The sequence below is a fragment of the Vibrio sp. T13N genome, assembly GCF_032970445.1.
Taxonomy (GTDB): domain Bacteria; phylum Pseudomonadota; class Gammaproteobacteria; order Enterobacterales; family Vibrionaceae; genus Vibrio; species Vibrio diabolicus.
This window is the reverse complement of record NZ_JAWJYE010000006.1, coordinates 174,920-191,221: the sequence shown is the minus strand read 5'-3', so window position 1 is coordinate 191,221 and position 16,302 is coordinate 174,920. Positions and strand designations below refer to the sequence as shown.

The 16,302-nt window shown below is 46.5% G+C and carries 16 protein-coding genes, 1 tRNA gene and 1 pseudogene; 4 read left to right on the top strand and 14 right to left on the bottom strand.

What is annotated here, in order from left to right:
- Positions 1–2: 2 nt before the first annotated feature.
- The 6 genes from R2S67_RS12170 to R2S67_RS12145 form a co-directional block, all read right to left on the bottom strand.
- Positions 3–191, bottom strand: coding sequence for a hypothetical protein (locus tag R2S67_RS12170; protein ID WP_017048919.1), 189 nt, complete (start codon positions 189–191; stop codon positions 3–5).
- Between the two features lie 2 nt (positions 192–193).
- A complete protein-coding gene (gene trbJ / locus R2S67_RS12165; RefSeq protein ID WP_317344618.1) occupies positions 194–970 on the bottom strand; it encodes a P-type conjugative transfer protein TrbJ in 777 nt (258 codons plus the stop codon).
- A gap of 29 nt (positions 971–999) precedes the next feature.
- Positions 1,000–2,772, bottom strand: a complete 1,773-nt coding sequence (gene traI / locus R2S67_RS12160; protein WP_317344616.1) for a TraI/MobA(P) family conjugative relaxase — start codon at positions 2,770–2,772, stop codon at positions 1,000–1,002.
- A 5-nt stretch (positions 2,773–2,777) separates the two neighbouring features.
- Positions 2,778–3,140 (bottom strand): conjugal transfer transcriptional regulator TraJ, encoded by a 363-nt coding sequence (gene traJ / locus R2S67_RS12155; protein ID WP_222732879.1) that lies wholly within the window; start codon positions 3,138–3,140, stop codon positions 2,778–2,780.
- A gap of 343 nt (positions 3,141–3,483) precedes the next feature.
- Positions 3,484–3,828, bottom strand: a complete 345-nt coding sequence (locus tag R2S67_RS12150; protein WP_140354586.1) for a TraK family protein — start codon at positions 3,826–3,828, stop codon at positions 3,484–3,486.
- Between the two features lies 1 nt (position 3,829).
- Positions 3,830–4,111, bottom strand: coding sequence for a helix-turn-helix domain-containing protein (locus R2S67_RS12145; protein WP_256612139.1), 282 nt, complete (start codon positions 4,109–4,111; stop codon positions 3,830–3,832).
- A gap of 872 nt (positions 4,112–4,983) precedes the next feature.
- Between R2S67_RS12145 and R2S67_RS12140 the strand changes: the two genes are divergently transcribed.
- From R2S67_RS12140 to R2S67_RS12130, 3 genes are all read left to right on the top strand, one after another.
- Positions 4,984–5,817, top strand: a complete 834-nt coding sequence (locus tag R2S67_RS12140; RefSeq protein ID WP_317344611.1) for an abortive infection family protein — start codon at positions 4,984–4,986, stop codon at positions 5,815–5,817.
- Between the two features lie 95 nt (positions 5,818–5,912).
- Positions 5,913–6,863 (top strand): FRG domain-containing protein, encoded by a 951-nt coding sequence (locus tag R2S67_RS12135; RefSeq protein WP_317344609.1) that lies wholly within the window; start codon positions 5,913–5,915, stop codon positions 6,861–6,863.
- A gap of 110 nt (positions 6,864–6,973) precedes the next feature.
- The gene (locus tag R2S67_RS12130) at positions 6,974–7,804 is read left to right on the top strand and encodes an abortive infection family protein (protein WP_218562326.1); all 831 of its coding nucleotides are present in this window, start codon (positions 6,974–6,976) and stop codon (positions 7,802–7,804) included.
- Between the two features lie 249 nt (positions 7,805–8,053).
- On the opposite strand, the pseudogene R2S67_RS12125 reads toward R2S67_RS12130, so the two are convergent.
- The 8 genes and pseudogenes from R2S67_RS12125 to rpsU form a co-directional block, all read right to left on the bottom strand.
- Positions 8,054–8,278, bottom strand: a pseudogene (locus R2S67_RS12125) (tyrosine-type recombinase/integrase); the annotation flags it as partial.
- A gap of 18 nt (positions 8,279–8,296) precedes the next feature.
- Positions 8,297–8,710, bottom strand: a complete 414-nt coding sequence (locus R2S67_RS12120; protein ID WP_317344606.1) for a hypothetical protein — start codon at positions 8,708–8,710, stop codon at positions 8,297–8,299.
- Between the two features lie 259 nt (positions 8,711–8,969).
- Positions 8,970–10,061 carry a site-specific integrase gene (locus R2S67_RS12115; protein WP_317344604.1) on the bottom strand — a complete coding sequence of 364 codons (1,092 nt, stop codon included), beginning with the start codon at positions 10,059–10,061 and terminating at the stop codon, positions 8,970–8,972.
- Between the two features lie 98 nt (positions 10,062–10,159).
- Positions 10,160–10,235: transfer RNA gene (locus tag R2S67_RS12110), tRNA-Ile, on the bottom strand.
- Between the two features lie 155 nt (positions 10,236–10,390).
- Positions 10,391–12,253 carry an RNA polymerase sigma factor RpoD gene (gene rpoD, locus R2S67_RS12105; protein WP_005395986.1) on the bottom strand — a complete coding sequence of 621 codons (1,863 nt, stop codon included), beginning with the start codon at positions 12,251–12,253 and terminating at the stop codon, positions 10,391–10,393.
- A gap of 99 nt (positions 12,254–12,352) precedes the next feature.
- A complete protein-coding gene (gene dnaG, locus R2S67_RS12100) occupies positions 12,353–14,119 on the bottom strand; it encodes a DNA primase (protein WP_065644978.1) in 1,767 nt (588 codons plus the stop codon).
- Positions 14,120–14,268: 149 nt separating this feature from the next.
- Positions 14,269–14,712 (bottom strand): GatB/YqeY domain-containing protein, encoded by a 444-nt coding sequence (locus tag R2S67_RS12095; RefSeq protein ID WP_005395984.1) that lies wholly within the window; start codon positions 14,710–14,712, stop codon positions 14,269–14,271.
- Between the two features lie 27 nt (positions 14,713–14,739).
- Positions 14,740–14,955 carry a 30S ribosomal protein S21 gene (rpsU, locus tag R2S67_RS12090; protein ID WP_001145625.1) on the bottom strand — a complete coding sequence of 72 codons (216 nt, stop codon included), beginning with the start codon at positions 14,953–14,955 and terminating at the stop codon, positions 14,740–14,742.
- A 230-nt stretch (positions 14,956–15,185) separates the two neighbouring features.
- Between rpsU and tsaD the strand changes: the two genes are divergently transcribed.
- A complete protein-coding gene (gene tsaD, locus R2S67_RS12085; RefSeq protein ID WP_046874179.1) occupies positions 15,186–16,202 on the top strand; it encodes a tRNA (adenosine(37)-N6)-threonylcarbamoyltransferase complex transferase subunit TsaD in 1,017 nt (338 codons plus the stop codon).
- Positions 16,203–16,302: the final 100 nt, after the last annotated feature.

Below are 16,302 nucleotides of genomic sequence, written 5' to 3'. Positions count from 1 at the left end.
GATCAGAACCCCTTATTCTGGCTGCGATCGGTAGGGTCACCCATGTTCCAAAAGCAGTTGGCTTGTTGTTTTTCGGCTTTGGTCAGGTTCGGTGAGTCGCAATCGATATCTTTGATGTCTTGCGATTGGTCACAGCCAAGCAGAAGTAATGACGTAAGCAGGCACAAAGCGATAGATGAAGTAATTTTCATGCTTAAAATCCTCTGTTTTGGGAACGGTCGGTTGGCGAACCAAAATCAAAAAGTGCTTCGTGGGCCGCTTGTTGCAGTGCCTCTTTATCGGCATCTGCCTGCATCCGAGTGCCCAAAGCGTTTTGCTGAGCAATCAATAAACTTCGGATTTGCAGCAGTTGGTTAGCCTGGTTACTGGCAAGCTGATTGGCATAACCGATAGCGGCCATCTGACCATCGGCTCCCTGAGCGGCTGACTGCAATCGCTGAAGCTGACGGGCATCGGTTTGTAAGTTGTCTTGCTGGAGTGCCAGGTTGTTGAATAAGGCGTCGTTGGCCTTTTTCTGAGACTCAGAGGCCAAACGACGGTTTTGGATCATGGCAGTCCTTTCCGTTTCACTGCACCCTGAAGAGGAAAAGCAAGGAGAACTGCGGTAGTAGGCCACATCCTGAAATTTGCCCAGATACTCATCCAGACTGCCGAGCTGATTCTGATAGTAGGCGAGTGTATTGGTCGCCTGAGTCAGATCATGAATCGTGGATTGAGCCTGGTCCCAGATGTAGGAAGCCGGAGCCATCGTGTTTTGCAGCATGTTTTCATATTGCTGCAATTGGGACTGATACTGCTGGATTTGTTTGGCGGTCTGCGTCACGGCTTCCATTGCTGAAATGATGTTTTGTTGCAGGTTAACGCCGTCGGCCACCGGTATACCGGACCAAACAGGGCTGGCGTGCGCCATTATCCCGCCGAGTGCTAAAAGACGAATTTTAGCCGCTAAAATTTTTGTGCTGATTTTCATCGTGTATTCCTTACTGACGTTTAAGTGGTTTATCGACTTCTGCTCTTCTTGGCTTGTTTCTGTTTTTTCTGAGCCATTTCAGCGCGCAGTTGCGCTTTGCGTTGTTCCAGTGCCGATGGCCTCTGCTCCTGTGGTTTGTCAAAACGCATGACATCAAGCTGAGCAAGAGTGCTGAGCGTGTTGCGCCTGATGCCAGGCGGCGCTTTGCCTATCGGCGGAACACCACGGCGTTGAGCCTTAGCCGGTGTGGCCTGATGGTTGGCAGACAGCAAAGATAATCGACGTTGTTCCAGACCTTTATCGCTGAAAGTAAGGGGCAGGCCGGTGTCTGCCGCTGCACGAATTACGCGAGCTTTAAACTCCGGGGAACCATTGACGCTGATTTGATTGCCATAACGCTCCAGGGCTATTTTGAGCGCCTGAGTTATCGCTTCGGAATCGGATTGAGTCGAAACCTGGAGGCGCTGTCCATCGTCACGTACCGCGCCATTTTGGGAGCGAAACAGAACGGTGCCGGTTTTGGTGATTGAATCGATCACATTGCTCTGGTCTTTGCGTGTCTGTCCGTTTCCCTGGAGCGTGTTGCCATTCAGTGCCTGAGCTGCTTCTCGCGCTCGCAACGCGGTTAATGCTGTTTGGTCGCCGTGTTGCGCTTGGTGCTTCAGCCAGTCGGCCCAGGTGAGCTTGCTGTGAGTTTGATAAACCTGTTGGCGTTCTTGTTGGTATTGTTTATGGATAGAGTCCAAGCGGCTTTGCAGCGCCTGACTTGCCTGGGAATACAGCACACGTTTAGTAAATCGACCGCTGCCGGTCAGCTTGATGGCGGCGCGGCGAACCTTGTTGTTATTTTTGGCGTTGATGATTTGCTGGTTTTTCTTGTGGCGAAGCAGCTCTAAAGCGGCGGCCTTATGAGTTGCGAGAGCCTTTTGCTCACGCTGATAGCGTGCATACAATTCGCTGGTATCGATGCGTGTTTTTAGCGGCTGCTTTTGGTACTTGCGCTGCGCGGCTGGGCCGGAGTGATTGCTATCGGTTTGAGCCGATTGAAAAGCGCCGAATCGAGTTTCTAATTTGGGCTTTGAGAGATCGCGCGCAACGGTACTGGCTTTGACCGTGATGCCATTGTCAGCCGAGAAAACCAAGCCATTACCTTTGGCCGATAGCGTTAGGCCATGTGTGCGGCAGGTATCGTGCAGTTCAGCCCAGGTCTGGGCTGCTTTAATCTCGTCTAAACACTCACGTTTAATCCAACCTGACAGGCTTTCAATGCCAGAGTGTCGCTCCATGTCAGCCGCGCGCGCAGCGTTGTGATTTTGCTGCGGCGTGTGATTGTCCTGCTGGAGTCCAAACGCTTTTTCTAACTGCTCACATTGTTCGGCCAAGGTTCGATAAGCAGCATACGGTTCATGCATGGTGTGTCGAGTTGGGTGAATCTTATTGATGGCAACATGGATATGCAGATTGTCCGTGTCATTGTGCACGGCGCTGATACGTTGATGATCGCTAAATCCAAGGCTGTCACACACACGATTTTCAATCTCTGAAAGCACGTTCTGCTCAAGCTGTTCACCGGCTCTGAAGCTGATGATCAGGTGATAGGTTTTATCGTTCTTTGCCCGGGTGTTCGACTGCTGAGTGGCAAGCACTTCGCTGATTGCGTCCCGCACGGAATCGGCGTGGCAGTTCGTCAGCTTAACGTGCCCCAAGCGGTGCTCTTTGCTCTGAGCATCGGTGAGGTAATCAATTAAGCCGGCAAAATCAGATTTGTGCGTGGAACGCATCGGAATGTGTTTAACAATCATGACTATCACCTTTGGCGCAGGACCGATTCCATGATGGTGCTCATTTGATCTTTGGTGGTATCAATCCGGTTCAGCACGGCCTTGATGGTCGGGACACCGATTTGGGCTGCTTTAACATCATTGGTCAGCCAGAGTTTGAGTAAACCGCCAAGACGGCCAAGATCGCCATTGACCTTCACCAGCTCTCGCACTTGCTCAGCGTCAACGACGCTTTTCACTTGGCGTCCCTGACCAATTCTGCGCAGGTAAGTGGATACGCTCAGCCCGGCTTGTTTGGCATTGGCTTCAATCAGTTCACGCTCTTCCGGCAGGCAATAGACTTTGATTGGCGTCGTATTCTTCCTAGTGACTTTCTCTGGATGACTCATGTGTTGTCTCCGTCTCGAACCGTCTGTTACTGAATCGGCCCCGCAGGGCAGGATTACCGTTGAGCGCCCTGGCGCGAATAAGGGAAGTGAAGTGGTAACCGCCGACTTGTCGGGGGGACCACTTCACCTATCCTGCCCGCAATATCGCCCGCAACTGTGTTTTGGATACCGCAGGTATGCTGCGCTGCTGTCGCGCAATTGCGCGTAAACCAGCCCAAAAGCAGGCAAAAACACGAACAAAACACATCAATACCAGCGAAAAACACACAAAGTTGTGTCTGCGTTGCGCGTTGGTAGCGCCGCGACTGCGAGCTGAAAGTGGGTAAACAGCGTGGCTGCGCATTCATATCAAGTCCTGCGTATTTGGCTTGGCATCAAACGAAAATCCGCTGATCTTGCGCGAAACGTTTTGCTTCTCTTTCGCTGGCTTATTGGTTGTGCAGGGCTTGGGGGCCGTCGTGATGTACTGCTTTACGTAGCGCAGAAACGTTTCATAGCGGAACGAGATACGTTGCTGCTCCGTCAGGTACTCCCAAATGGTTTTGAGGTTATATCCAGCCTCAATGCTTTCCTCGACGAAGGGTTGAACGCCAAGGAAGGTCGCCAGGACTTCCTGCTTGGTGGGAGGGCGAGTTTTGGGCTGGCGCTGGATAATCCAGGCTTGCAGCTCTTTGACGTAATCCGACATCTCAAGCCTCCATATTGTCCGGGGTAGCCTGGTCAATTAAGTTGGCGATATCGGAGACCTTGAAATAAACGCGTCTGCCTATTTTTATCCGGTTTGGTTTTAGCTTATTGGCCAGTTCGCAATTTGTACGAAGTGTAATCCTCAAGCCTTCTGGACTGCGATGCAGGATCTCTGCAACCTGAGTAAATGAAAGCAGCGGAGATCCTCCATAGTGGTTGTAGAGGCTTTCCTCAGTGGTCATTGTATGTTCCTTAGCCGTTATGTTGCGATGCTCTGTAGTCATACCGATCTCCTTTGCCATGCTCTTTGTTGACTTTGAGATAGTCTATGCATAAGGGTTTGGGGCTGTAAACTCCACTTTCTCTTCACGTTCGTGAATGTTGTCTACAAGTTTTCGATATATCGCAGGTTTTATTGGTGTTTTTTTTGGTTTTTTTAGCGGCTAAAATCGAGTCTTTTCTGATTTTGAGCGTTCTTGATTTCGGTATATCGAACATTAATATCTCTATTGATAGGGTTGCTTTTTTATCTTGTTGTTTTAATTATTAAAATTTACTTTTGTTCTGTATTTATAAATAAAGAGAGAAGAGTGGGATCAAGTGAGTGAGATAGTCAGTAGAGTTGGATTAATTCGGGTGGAATACGCTTAACTTGCAAAAATCATCTATCATGATTTTCTTTTAGTTGTATATGTATTTGTGATTTAAATCACTGTTTTTTTTGAGTGATCACATTCTATGGCAACTCGGTTGCCGTTCATGTGCCCCTCAAGTGTCAATATATGTGAGCTTTTGAAGAGAATAGTGAAGTGTATTGTTGTAGTTATGGTGGTGTTATTGACATATGAGGTGCACTTGAGAGTCGTAACGACGGCTTATGAAACGAAAGTGTTAACTCGTAAATGCCAAAAAATTACCCAACCTCTAATTCCTGACCACTTTCTCGTGTCACTTATTGACCAATTTTCCTTAATAGCAGATTATGAGCTTTGTTGAGCACTTGCTACTATGCAGACATGTTCCGCAATCTGTGAGTGCAAGGGAAGATAAGACTTACAGAACAGTATGCTACTGCTATGGTATCTGTATTTTCTGAAAATATTATAAAGACAATGTCTGCTGAAAAGACACTGTTATACAAAATGGGGAGTAATTGATGCCGCTTCAAATGGCAAGTGAACTTAGATTTCCTATGGGAACAACGACACCACTCAGTGCTCGGTCTGTAGATGATTTTAGTTCATTGATCAGAAGAGTATCGGGATCAATGAGTCGGCAGCAAATAATTGAGGTATTTAAGAAACACTTCTGCAAAGTTTCTGGTGATTATTACTCACGTAGCTCTTCGCTTGACTGGGCTGAATCTGACATGTCCAGCCAGGCTCAGAATGCAGCCAAGGATGCTCCAAATTTTATAGCCGCTGTATATGAGGCTTTAGAGGAGCTGGAGAATAGTGGCGCTTCTGTGCCAACGGTACAGCACATCAACCAGATTCTGATTAACAACCAAGACCATTATCAAATTGTTGATGATCAGTTGATTCAAACAGCAGGCAGTGTTGCTGCGCCAGAATTCAGTGAGTCAATTTCGACTTCGGTGATGAGGGCTTTGGGAGACGCGAAGGCTTTAATTGGGACGGTTGATTCTTCAAGCGCAATTGATCGCGCTCATACTGCTCTCCATGGATATTTGGTGCAGCTTTGTACCGATAATCAAATTGATCTACCCAACGACCCTACGGCATCTAAAGCGTTCAAACAACTTCGGCAGTTTCATCCTGCATTGCAAGCGTCAGGTCATAGGGCTGAGGAGGTTACCAGAGTTCTTAATTCTTTTGCCGTGTCTATTGACGCGTTTTCTACGCTAAGAAATAAGGCGAGCCTCGCCCATGTAAATGACCTGCTATATGTCCCTGAAGCAACCGCCATTGTTAATGCGATGTATACAGTATTTAGATACATTCAAGACTGTATACAGAGAGCGCGGTAGAGATTTTGGATAAAAAGCGCAAGCACTCGGAACAATTTTCCGCTGCGCTCCAAATTGTCCGGTGTTGCGGGCGTTAAGCGTAAAAGGATTTTGAAATGAAGGTAGAGGATTTTTGGAAGCCCTTTGAGGTGGAAATCGCAGATTTCGATGGACTTTTAAAAGTCGTCAATCAAGTAATGGAAAAAGCAGTTTCAAAGAACATCAAGTTTGCTTGGCGTGGGCAAATCGATGCAAGTTGGTCTCTGCATAGCTCTTTATATAGAAGGGCTAATCTAACAAAAGGAAAGGTTCTTACTGAAGCCGAAATAGCTAAAGAAGAAAGCGAGATACTTGTAGAACTTCATCGCTGGGGGTTGCACTCTTCGTCTCAAACAGGACGGTTATCAATATTAAATCAACTTGCTATGTTGCAGCACTACGGTGCTCCAACAAGATTAATTGATATTACTTTCAATGCTTGGGTTGGCGCTTGGTTCGCTGTTGAAGAGAAATGGAGCAACGGGACAAGAATCCATGAAGATCAAGACGCCCGACTCTTTGCGTTCGATGTAACTGATCGTCTAATAAATGAAAATGACGAATATCGATCTTGGGAGGATGATTATAATCGTCCTTGGAAGCAGGGTCGAAGTGACGGAATCGATAGCAAAGAATGGAATACTTCAGTCTTTGCATGGAAGCCAGCAAACTTGGACGCAAGAATAGCGGCTCAAAATGGTGGGTTTCTTTTCGGTGGTGTTCCATCGACCAACAAACCCGATGGAAAAAAATTTCAGTTTCCTAAGTCTCCCAATTTCAAAGAAGGTTGGTGGCCTATAGCAGAAGCGCGCGAAGCGTGCTGTGTTGCTGCAAGACCTCATGTATTTGATCCCGCTAAAGGAAAAGGTGCCGGGCCTGGAGCACTATACACCTTCAGAATTAAGGCGAGTGCCAAAGAAGATATTCGAAAGCGACTAGACAAGCTTTTTGGATACAGGCACTCAACCATTTATCCAGATTTTTCAGGTTTTTCAAACTTTGCGCTTCCTAAAATGAAAAGTTACTGAACTTCAAGCCACGCTTAACAAAGCGCTGCTGTCGGACAAATTTTCCGCTGTGCTTCAAATTTGCCGCAGAGCGCGGCGTTATGGCTCACAACAATCGAAGATAGGATGTAATGGATAGGATACCTGTAAACGATACAATTATTTATTCGTTGGTTCGTCTCGTTGATGACGCCCAGAAAGATCGAAGAGATCCTAGTCATTCTGATCTTGAATTTCAGATTAATAGAGCTGGCTTGATACATGTCGATCCGAATAAGGATGGCTTTCCAGTAGGGAAAGCCAAAAGACTTCGCATAGTGTTTAACTGGGCAATCGAGAACGATATTGCTAAAGCAGAGAAACTAATTGCCGGAATAATTTCATCCGTTAAAGGCTGCGGTGGGTTTAGAACAACTTCCCCAAATTTTGTAGGCTCTGATGCTATCGCCGATTTAGGTTCAGCTTTGCGTCCTGAAGGCATTATTCTGGGTGAGGATGGCTCAATATCACCGGTTGCATTGGATAACCTTTCAGGACGAAATCTCACACAAGCTCTTCGTGGTTACGTCAATCGTGCCAAAAAAGGGATAGAAGATGCGGCATTGGTAGTAGGAACTAGCAAAGACTTAATGGAGGCAGTAGCAGCTCACGTAATCCAGGAATTGTGGGGAAGCTATCCTTCAACAGCGAATTTTCCTAGCCTATTAGGGCAAGCATTTGTAGCTCTTGATATGGCCACACCAGAACAGAAGCCAGTTCAAGGTGAACATCAGCGTTGCAGATTAGAGCGTTCTTTATATGAAACTGCTTGTTCGATTAATAACCTCCGAAATAAGCAAGGCTCTGGGCATGGTCGCCCGTGGGTACCGGATCTAAGAGCTTCTGAAGCAAAAGCCGCAGTTGAGTTTATAGGTGCTATATCTGAGCTAATGCTAGAAAACCTTGAAAGGAAAAAGCCATAACAAACGATCAAAGAATAGACATAGTTTCCTAATCCAACAGAAAGTTTTAAATCATCAGGTCTAAACTAACATACGTCTGTTTAAACATGATTTAGGCAGTATTGAACTGTTTTGGAGATTGGTGGCTGACTATCTTGCACTTAAACGTACCGGCCCCTCAAATGTCAATCAACCCGGCCTGGCCATTGCTCACAGCCAGATTACATAGGCTTAATCCTCATTGGATTGACAYTTGAGGGGCAGAGTTGTCTAAGCCTTTTTCCCTTTCGCAATCGCGTTCAGTTCTTCAACCAGGTCTTCGGCTCTGAGGTGCGTGTAGCGGCGTAGCATCTGCATGGATTTGTGGCCGCTGATGGCGGCGACCTGCTGATCACTTAGCCCGCCTTCGACTAACCGGCTGACGCTCTCGTGGCGCAGGTTGTGGAATTTAAAATCCTTCAGACCAATCTTGGCTTTAATCTTCATCCACACCTTGTTGAAGTTATACGGACTTCATTGACGGTCTTTACTAGCTTTTTCTACTACCAATAAAAAGGTCATGCTAACAGTAGCTAAAGCAAAAGAAAGAGGTGTATTTACCCAGCTAAACTCACTAATTCCAAATGTGGCAGCGACTACGACAGATAACATTAGGCCCGCTGTAATCATGAACATTGGAATGGAATGATAAGACTCAAAATAGTTAGAGAATGAAAAAAGAGCCGCATAACCGAAAATTGCTACAATCAAGGCTAGGAATAGATTTGCAATAACCCCAGCTTCAGGCCATAGGCTATACAAAAGTGCAATGTCGTTTTTTTGAGCTAAAGATGCAGGGAAGTAGCTCATGTATGCAGCGGCTAATGAAGGAAATACTAAATCATTTGCAACGCTTTTGATGGCTGGTAGTTTTAATAGGATATCCATAGTGTCTCACTAAGTTTTATTAAACAAAGCTCATTCCCTTTAGGTTTAATATTAAACATGATCCAGCATTTAGTTTGAGTGTTAAATCACGTTAAGCTTTAACTGTGAAAGGGTTAGAAATGTATTGAATGTAACAATTAGAGAGTGTCTTTCTGTATTACAGCCCCCCAAGTGTCAATAAACCTGCCTTTTCTGGTGAGTACAGCCAGGTCACATCGGCTTAATACTCATTTCATTGACACTTGAGGGGCAGAGTTGGCTAAGCCTTTTTCCCTTTCGCAATCGCGTCCAGTTCTTCAACTAGGTCTTCGGCTCTGAGGTGCGTGTAGCGGCGTAGCATCTGCATGGATTTGTGGCCGCTTATGGCGGCCACCTGCTGATCACTTAGCCCGCCTTCAACCAAGCGGCTGACGCTCTCGTGGCGCAGGTCGTGGAATTTAAAATCCTTCAGGCCAACCTTAGCCTTAATCTTCATCCACACCTTGTTGAAGTTATACGGGCGTCGCTTGCCGTCTTTGCCTGGTTCGCCAAAGAAAATCAGGTCGGTATCAATTGGTCGTACCGGGTTATTAATCGCCTGCGTGAAGGATTCTAACGCCAGGAGAGAAAGCGGAACGGTTCTCGGCATGGTGTTTTTGGTTTCAACCAGGAAAACCACACGCTTTTTCAAATCAACCTGAGAGCGGCGCAGGGAAGTGATTTCAGAGGAACGCATACCGGTTTCCAGCGCGATACGAACAATCCAGGCCAGCATCGGGTTGGTGTGTGCCTCAACGGCTTCCAGGAGCTGTTGCTCTTCTTCCTCGGTTAAGCGTCGTTCCCGGCCAGAAGGCGGGGAGGGCTTACGAATATTCTGGACCGGGTTAATGGCCAGGCCGATGCCCCATTCTTTAATCGCAATGTTGTACAGGTGACTGAGCAGGGCCAGGTCAATGCGTACGGTATTAGGTGAGCGTGGTTTGGGTGCCGGGTTACCTCTGGCGTCGCAACGGTCCAGGCCAGCTAACCGGTCATCTCGATACTTGGCAATGATTTCGGGAGTCAGGGCGGCCAGGGAGTATTTCCCCAGGGCTTTGATAATCGGTTTGGAATGTCTCACGTCACAGGCAGCGGTCGCCGGTCGTTTGGTCGGTGAGATTTCTGCCAGGTAGCGTTTTAATGCTTCTTCAATGGTGAGGCGTTCAGATGAGGAACGTTTGATGTAGACGCCACGTACAATTTCATCTTCAGTGCGTCTTGCCCAATCCTCAGCATCGCGTTTGAGACGAAAAGTTTTAGACGTCGTCGGCCAGCCGGTTTTTCGAATAACGGCTTTCCAGGTACCTGAAGAAGTTTTAACTAAAGTTGCCATGTGAGTACTCCCGAATGCGTACTGTACTGATTTTGTACCTCGGGACGGAATAAAAGGCAACATTCAAAGAAGGGTAAGCAGTAAGTGCTTGATTTGAATGGTGGCCCCTCCCAGACTTGAACTGGGGACCAATCGATTATGAGTCGACTGCTCTAACCACTGAGCTAAGGGGCCTTAATAGGACAACGATTATAGGGGAAGCGTTGCAAGGTGTCTAGATACCAACTAGGGCAATTGCGCTTAGTTTTTATCCACTTAGAACAGTAGATAATAAAAAAGGTGACTTAAAGTCACCTTTTTTGATTTCTAAAAGCTTATATACGCTGCGTTTATTCGTCTAGGAAGCTGCGCAGAGTCTCTGAGCGGCTTGGGTGACGAAGTTTACGTAGTGCTTTTGCTTCGATCTGACGGATACGTTCACGAGTAACGTCGAACTGCTTACCAACTTCTTCTAGAGTATGGTCAGTGTTCATGTCGATACCAAAGCGCATACGAAGTACTTTCGCTTCACGTGGCGTTAGACCTGCAAGCACGTCTTTTGTTGCCACTTTAAGGCTAGTTGCAGTTGCAGAATCTAGCGGCAGTTCTAGCGTTGTATCTTCGATAAAATCACCTAGATGCGAATCTTCGTCGTCACCGATTGGTGTCTCCATTGAGATAGGCTCTTTAGCGATTTTCAGAACTTTGCGAATCTTGTCTTCTGGCATCTGCATGCGCTCAGCCAGTTCTTCCGGTAGTGGCTCACGACCCATCTCTTGCAGCATTTGACGAGAGATACGGTTTAGCTTGTTGATCGTTTCGATCATGTGTACCGGGATACGAATCGTACGTGCTTGGTCCGCGATTGAACGAGTGATTGCCTGACGGATCCACCACGTTGCGTAAGTCGAGAACTTGTAACCACGACGGTATTCGAACTTATCTACCGCTTTCATCAGACCGATGTTACCTTCCTGGATAAGATCCAAGAACTGTAGGCCACGGTTGGTGTATTTCTTCGCGATAGAAATTACAAGACGCAAGTTCGCTTCAACCATCTCTTTCTTCGCACGGCGAGCTTTTGCTTCACCGATAGACATACGACGGCTGATGTCTTTAATGTTCTGTACGTTTAGAGAAGTCTCTTCTTCAATCATTTTTAGCTTAGCGATTGAACGACGGATTTCTTCTTCGTTACGTTTGATCTTTTCAGCGTATGGCTTGTCTGAAGCAAGAACTTCATCCAACCAAGCTTCACTTGATTCATTACCAGTGAACAGCGCGATGAATGATTTCTTCGGCATTTTGCCGTATTCAACCACAGACTTCATGATCAGGCGTTCTTGAGTACGAACGCGATCCATAGCAGTACGCAGTTCATTCACTAGGTGATCAAACTGTTTAGGCGTTAGACGAAACTCGCGGAATACGTCTAGCATCATTTCATTAGCAACGGTTGCTTTCGGGCTGTTATAGCCGTACTCGTTGATTGCTAATTGAAGATTTTGATAGGTGCTGCGTAGTTGGTTGAATTTCTCTAGCGCTAATTCTGGATCGATACCTACATCTTCTTCAGAATCATCTGAATCGTCATCGCTATCTTCGTCGTCATCAACGTCTTCATCGTCTTCTTCTTCTAACTGAGATTCAGTCAGTTCAGAACCGATGTGTGTTGCCGTTGGTGCAGCGGTGTCGTCAGCATCTGGGTCTACAAAACCTGAAATAAGGTCAGTAAGACGCAGTTCTTCAGCTTGAACTTTGTCAAATTGCTCAAGAATGTACGGAATCGTACCTGGGTATTCAGCAACAGACGATTGAACTTGGTTAATACCTTCTTCAATACGTTTTGCGATGTCGATTTCGCCTTCGCGAGTTAGAAGTTCGACAGTACCCATTTCACGCATGTACATACGTACAGGGTCTGTGGTACGACCAATCTCACTCTCTACGCTAGACAGTGCAGCGGCTGCAGCTTCGGCTGCATCTTCATCGGTAATATTTGTGTCATCGTTCAGTGCTAAATCATCAGCATCAGGAGCAGTTTCTACTACCTTAATGCCCATGTCGTTGATCATCTGAATGATGTCTTCTACCTGTTCTGAATCTACGATTTCAGCAGGTAGGTGGTCATTTACTTCGGCGTAGGTCAGATAGCCTTGTTCCTTGCCTTTAATAACAAGTGACTTTAGCTGTGACTGCGGATTGTGATCCATAGACGGTATCCAACTTCGTAATCTGGTGAAGGAATCAGTATGCGAAATGCAAACCACTTACTATAACAAATTAAATCGTTGCTGACTAATTAAACAGGGTTACGCTTTTAAATCTAGCATAAGTGCTAGCAGCTCCCTTTTCTCTTCGGCTGATAAACCGACACTTCTTGCTTTGGCCTGCAGGTTTTCAATTTGTTTTTCTACGCACTGGGCAATAATTTTATCCAGTGAGTCTAAAAATATTTCTTCTTGGTTGTCCTCATCGAGTGGAATGTCCCAACTCGCGAGACGAGACAGAAGGGTCTCATTTTGGCTGTTTCGCCAATGCTCTAATAATTGGCCTGTGTTGATATGGGGATGCGCTTGGCATTTATCAAGTACATCAACAAATAAACTTAGACCAGGAATGGGTAAATCTCTAACGCTAGTTAGATCTGGCACCATAGTTACGTATTGTGGGTTTTGAATCAGTAACGCGATCACTTCTCGCATCGGCGTTCGCTTGATTTCTTTATGAGGTTGAGGCCTTTTATCCTCTTTACCTTGTTTTGAAATTAGCTGCTGTAGTTGGCGTTCATCAACCAAACCCAAACGGCGGCCAAGCAGTTCTCTCAAGTATAGTCTTAAAGTGCCGCCAGGGACTTTGTCGATGAGAGGAACAGCAAGGGTACTGAGTTTTGCCATGCCTTCTTTCGTGCTCATATCGACTTGCTGAGTCAATGAGCTGAACATGAATTCAGACAAAGGCATCGCATTAGACACTTGTTGTTCAAATGCTTGTTTTCCGTTTTGTCGGATATAAGAGTCGGGATCTTCTCCATCCGGCAAAAACATGAATTTTAACTGGCGACCATCAGTTAGGTAAGGCAATGCATTTTCCATGGCACGCCACGCTGCTTCACGGCCTGCTCGGTCACCGTCGTAACAACATACGACGGTGCTTGTTTGCCTGAATAACACTTGCAAGTGATCGCCCGTTGTAGAGGTACCCAATGAGGCAACGGAATAATCTACGCCATATTGAGCAAGCGCGACAACATCCATATAGCCTTCAACCACTAAAATTTGTGGTGGCTCACGGTACGCTTGTAGTACTTCATAAAGGCCATACAATTCTTTACCTTTATGAAATATCGGGGTTTCGGGTGAGTTGAGATATTTCGGTGTCCCATCACCTAATACTCGACCACCAAAGCCTATTACTCGGCCGCGTCTGTCTCGAATAGGAAACATCACTCGACCACGGAATCGGTCGTAGCGGTTGCCTTTATCGTTTTCGATCAACATGCCGCCTGTGACGAGCATGTCTTGGTTTTCTTTATTCTGGCCAAAGTTCTTACGAACTAAATCCCATTCATCAGCCACATAGCCGATGCCAAACTTCTGGACGATTTCACCAGACAGGCCGCGATCTTTTAGATACTCAATTGCCACTTTACTTGCTGGCTGCTTGAGTTGGTTACGATAAAATTGAGCAATGCTGCCCATTAAGTCGTATAGATTACGTTTTTCACTGCTGCTTGCTTGTGGGCCTGACTGGAACGAACCATTACCGCCGCTACGTTGTTCGCGAGGAACATCTAAGCCCAAGTATGAAGCGAGTTCTTCAATGGCTTCGACGAATTCTAGCCGGTCGAATTCCATCAAGAAGTCGATGGCATTTCCGTGCGCACCACAACCAAAACAATGGTAGAACTGCTTTTCTTGACTGACGCTGAATGACGGCGTCTTTTCGTTGTGGAACGGGCAGCATGCGCCGTAGTTTTTGCCTTTTTTCTTAAGTTTCACACGTGCGTCGATGATATCGACAATATCAAGTCGAGCTAGAAGGTCATCGATAAAACTGCGAGGGATGTGTCCAGCCATAAAACCTAACAAAAAAAGAAGATGATGAGTGGAGTGAATGCTTTAAAAGAATAAGCGTGTTGCTCACTTATTTCATTCCATTCATCCAGATACAAACAAGCCGTGCGTTCCAAAGGATAGCACGGCTTGCTGCAATTGGGTGGGGTATCTTAAGCCAGTTTAGCGCGAACTAAACCGCTTACTTTACCCATATCTGCGCGCCCTTGAATTTGCGGTTTCAGAACGCCCATTACTTTGCCCATGTCTTGCATGCCAGCTGCACCAGATTCAGCAATCGCGTTCTCGATAAGAGCCGCTACTTCTTCGTCTGTCAGTGGTTGAGGCATAAAGTCCTCAAGAACGGTAATTTCTGCTTGTTCCGCATCAGCAAGATCTTGACGACCCGCTGCTTCATACTGCGCTACAGAATCGCGACGTTGTTTAACCATTTTGGTCAATACTGCAAGAATGTCGTCATCGTTCAGAGTGATCTGCTCGTCAACTTCACGTTGCTTGATTGCTGATAGGGCTAAACGAATAGTACCAAGGCGCAATTTGTCCTTGGCTTTCATCGCTAATTTTTGCTCTTCTTTGAGTTGATCAATCAGAGCCATAACTAAATTCCTTTTGGAGCTCAGTTATTAGTACAGGCGAACGCGACGAGCGTTTTCGCGAGCTAGCTTCTTAGCGTGACGCTTTTGAGCTGCTGCTTTAGCGCGTTTGCGAACTGTAGTTGGTTTTTCGTAGTGCTCACGACGACGCACTTCAGAAAGGATACCTGCTTTTTCGCAAGAGCGCTTGAAACGACGTAGAGCAACGTCGAACGGTTCGTTTTCACGTACTTTAACTACTGGCATATGCCTTTCACCTCAGGGGTTATTCGTTAACGCTGGCATTCAACAGACCAAATCACAATTGTTTGGTCTCTTACCAGCTTGATCAAAAATGGTGCGGAATTTTAATCCGATCACAACTACTTTGTAAAGCCTTTTGTCGATTATTGTCTGTACAAAATTTGTTTGCAGCACCAAGGCGAGGTAATATGACGCCCAAATTTCCTCTATACAGAAAGCATACTGAGAAAACCATGCGCATTATCGGTATTGAAACCTCTTGTGACGAGACTGGCATCGCGATTTATGATGATGAAAAAGGTCTGCTGTCACACAAGCTTTACAGCCAAGTAAAACTGCACGCAGATTACGGTGGTGTGGTGCCTGAGTTGGCTTCACGTGACCATGTAAAGAAAACCATTCCTCTTATTAAAGAGGCACTAAAAGAAGCGAACTTAACTTCGAAAGACATTGATGGTGTCGCGTACACCGCGGGGCCGGGTCTCGTTGGTGCACTATTAGTGGGTGCTACTATTGGTCGCAGTATTGCTTATGCTTGGGGAGTGCCTGCTGTACCTGTTCATCATATGGAAGGTCACCTGTTGGCTCCAATGCTGGAAGATAACCCACCACCATTCCCGTTTGTGGCAGTGTTGGTGTCGGGTGGTCACTCGATGATGGTCGAAGTGAGAGGCATCGGTGAGTACAAAATTCTGGGTGAGTCGATTGATGATGCGGCGGGCGAAGCGTTTGATAAAACAGCGAAGCTAATGGGGTTGGATTACCCAGGCGGCCCGCTGTTGTCTAAACTGGCAGAAAAAGGCACGCCGGGTCGCTTTAAGTTCCCGCGCCCAATGACTGATCGCCCTGGCTTGGATATGAGTTTCTCTGGCCTGAAAACCTTTACAGCAAATACGATTGCTGCGAATGGCGATGACGAGCAAACTCGCGCAGACATCGCACTGGCATTTGAAGAAGCCGTGTGTGCAACATTGGCGATTAAATGTAAACGCGCGCTTGAGCAAACAGGCATGAAGCGTATTGTTATTGCTGGTGGTGTGAGTGCTAACCGTCGTTTACGTGCAGAGTTAGAGAAGCTAGCGAAGAAAGTTGGCGGCGAGGTTTACTACCCACGAACTGAGTTCTGTACGGATAATGGTGCGATGATCGCTTACGCTGGTATGCAGCGTTTGAAGAATGGCGAAGTGGCCGATATGTCAGTAGAGGCTCGCCCACGTTGGCCGATTGACCAACTGACGCCAGTCGCTTAATCAAACTTATGCGGTAGGTTTGAAATAGATTCACTACGATAAAGGTCTCTGCTCATCAGAGGCCTTTATTTTTAGCTATTCAATGAAAAGCTTCGTTTAC

Excerpts from the sequence above, each read along its gene's own strand:
- R2S67_RS12170 (WP_017048919.1), bottom strand. The coding sequence starts at position 191 with ATGAAAATTACTTCATCTATCGCTTTGTGCCTGCTTACGTCATTACTT.
- trbJ (WP_317344618.1), bottom strand. The coding sequence starts at position 970 with ATGAAAATCAGCACAAAAATTTTAGCGGCTAAAATTCGTCTTTTAGCA.
- traI (WP_317344616.1), bottom strand. The coding sequence starts at position 2,772 with ATGATTGTTAAACACATTCCGATGCGTTCCACGCACAAATCTGATTTT.
- traJ (WP_222732879.1), bottom strand. The coding sequence starts at position 3,140 with ATGAGTCATCCAGAGAAAGTCACTAGGAAGAATACGACGCCAATCAAA.
- R2S67_RS12150 (WP_140354586.1), bottom strand. The coding sequence starts at position 3,828 with ATGTCGGATTACGTCAAAGAGCTGCAAGCCTGGATTATCCAGCGCCAG.
- R2S67_RS12145 (WP_256612139.1), bottom strand. The coding sequence starts at position 4,111 with ATGACTACAGAGCATCGCAACATAACGGCTAAGGAACATACAATGACC.
- R2S67_RS12140 (WP_317344611.1), top strand. The coding sequence starts at position 4,984 with ATGCCGCTTCAAATGGCAAGTGAACTTAGATTTCCTATGGGAACAACG.
- R2S67_RS12135 (WP_317344609.1), top strand. The coding sequence starts at position 5,913 with ATGAAGGTAGAGGATTTTTGGAAGCCCTTTGAGGTGGAAATCGCAGAT.
- R2S67_RS12130 (WP_218562326.1), top strand. The coding sequence starts at position 6,974 with ATGGATAGGATACCTGTAAACGATACAATTATTTATTCGTTGGTTCGT.
- R2S67_RS12120 (WP_317344606.1), bottom strand. The coding sequence starts at position 8,710 with ATGGATATCCTATTAAAACTACCAGCCATCAAAAGCGTTGCAAATGAT.
- R2S67_RS12115 (WP_317344604.1), bottom strand. The coding sequence starts at position 10,061 with ATGGCAACTTTAGTTAAAACTTCTTCAGGTACCTGGAAAGCCGTTATT.
- rpoD (WP_005395986.1), bottom strand. The coding sequence starts at position 12,253 with ATGGATCACAATCCGCAGTCACAGCTAAAGTCACTTGTTATTAAAGGC.
- dnaG (WP_065644978.1), bottom strand. The coding sequence starts at position 14,119 with ATGGCTGGACACATCCCTCGCAGTTTTATCGATGACCTTCTAGCTCGA.
- R2S67_RS12095 (WP_005395984.1), bottom strand. The coding sequence starts at position 14,712 with ATGGCTCTGATTGATCAACTCAAAGAAGAGCAAAAATTAGCGATGAAA.
- rpsU (WP_001145625.1), bottom strand. The coding sequence starts at position 14,955 with ATGCCAGTAGTTAAAGTACGTGAAAACGAACCGTTCGACGTTGCTCTA.
- tsaD (WP_046874179.1), top strand. The coding sequence starts at position 15,186 with ATGCGCATTATCGGTATTGAAACCTCTTGTGACGAGACTGGCATCGCG.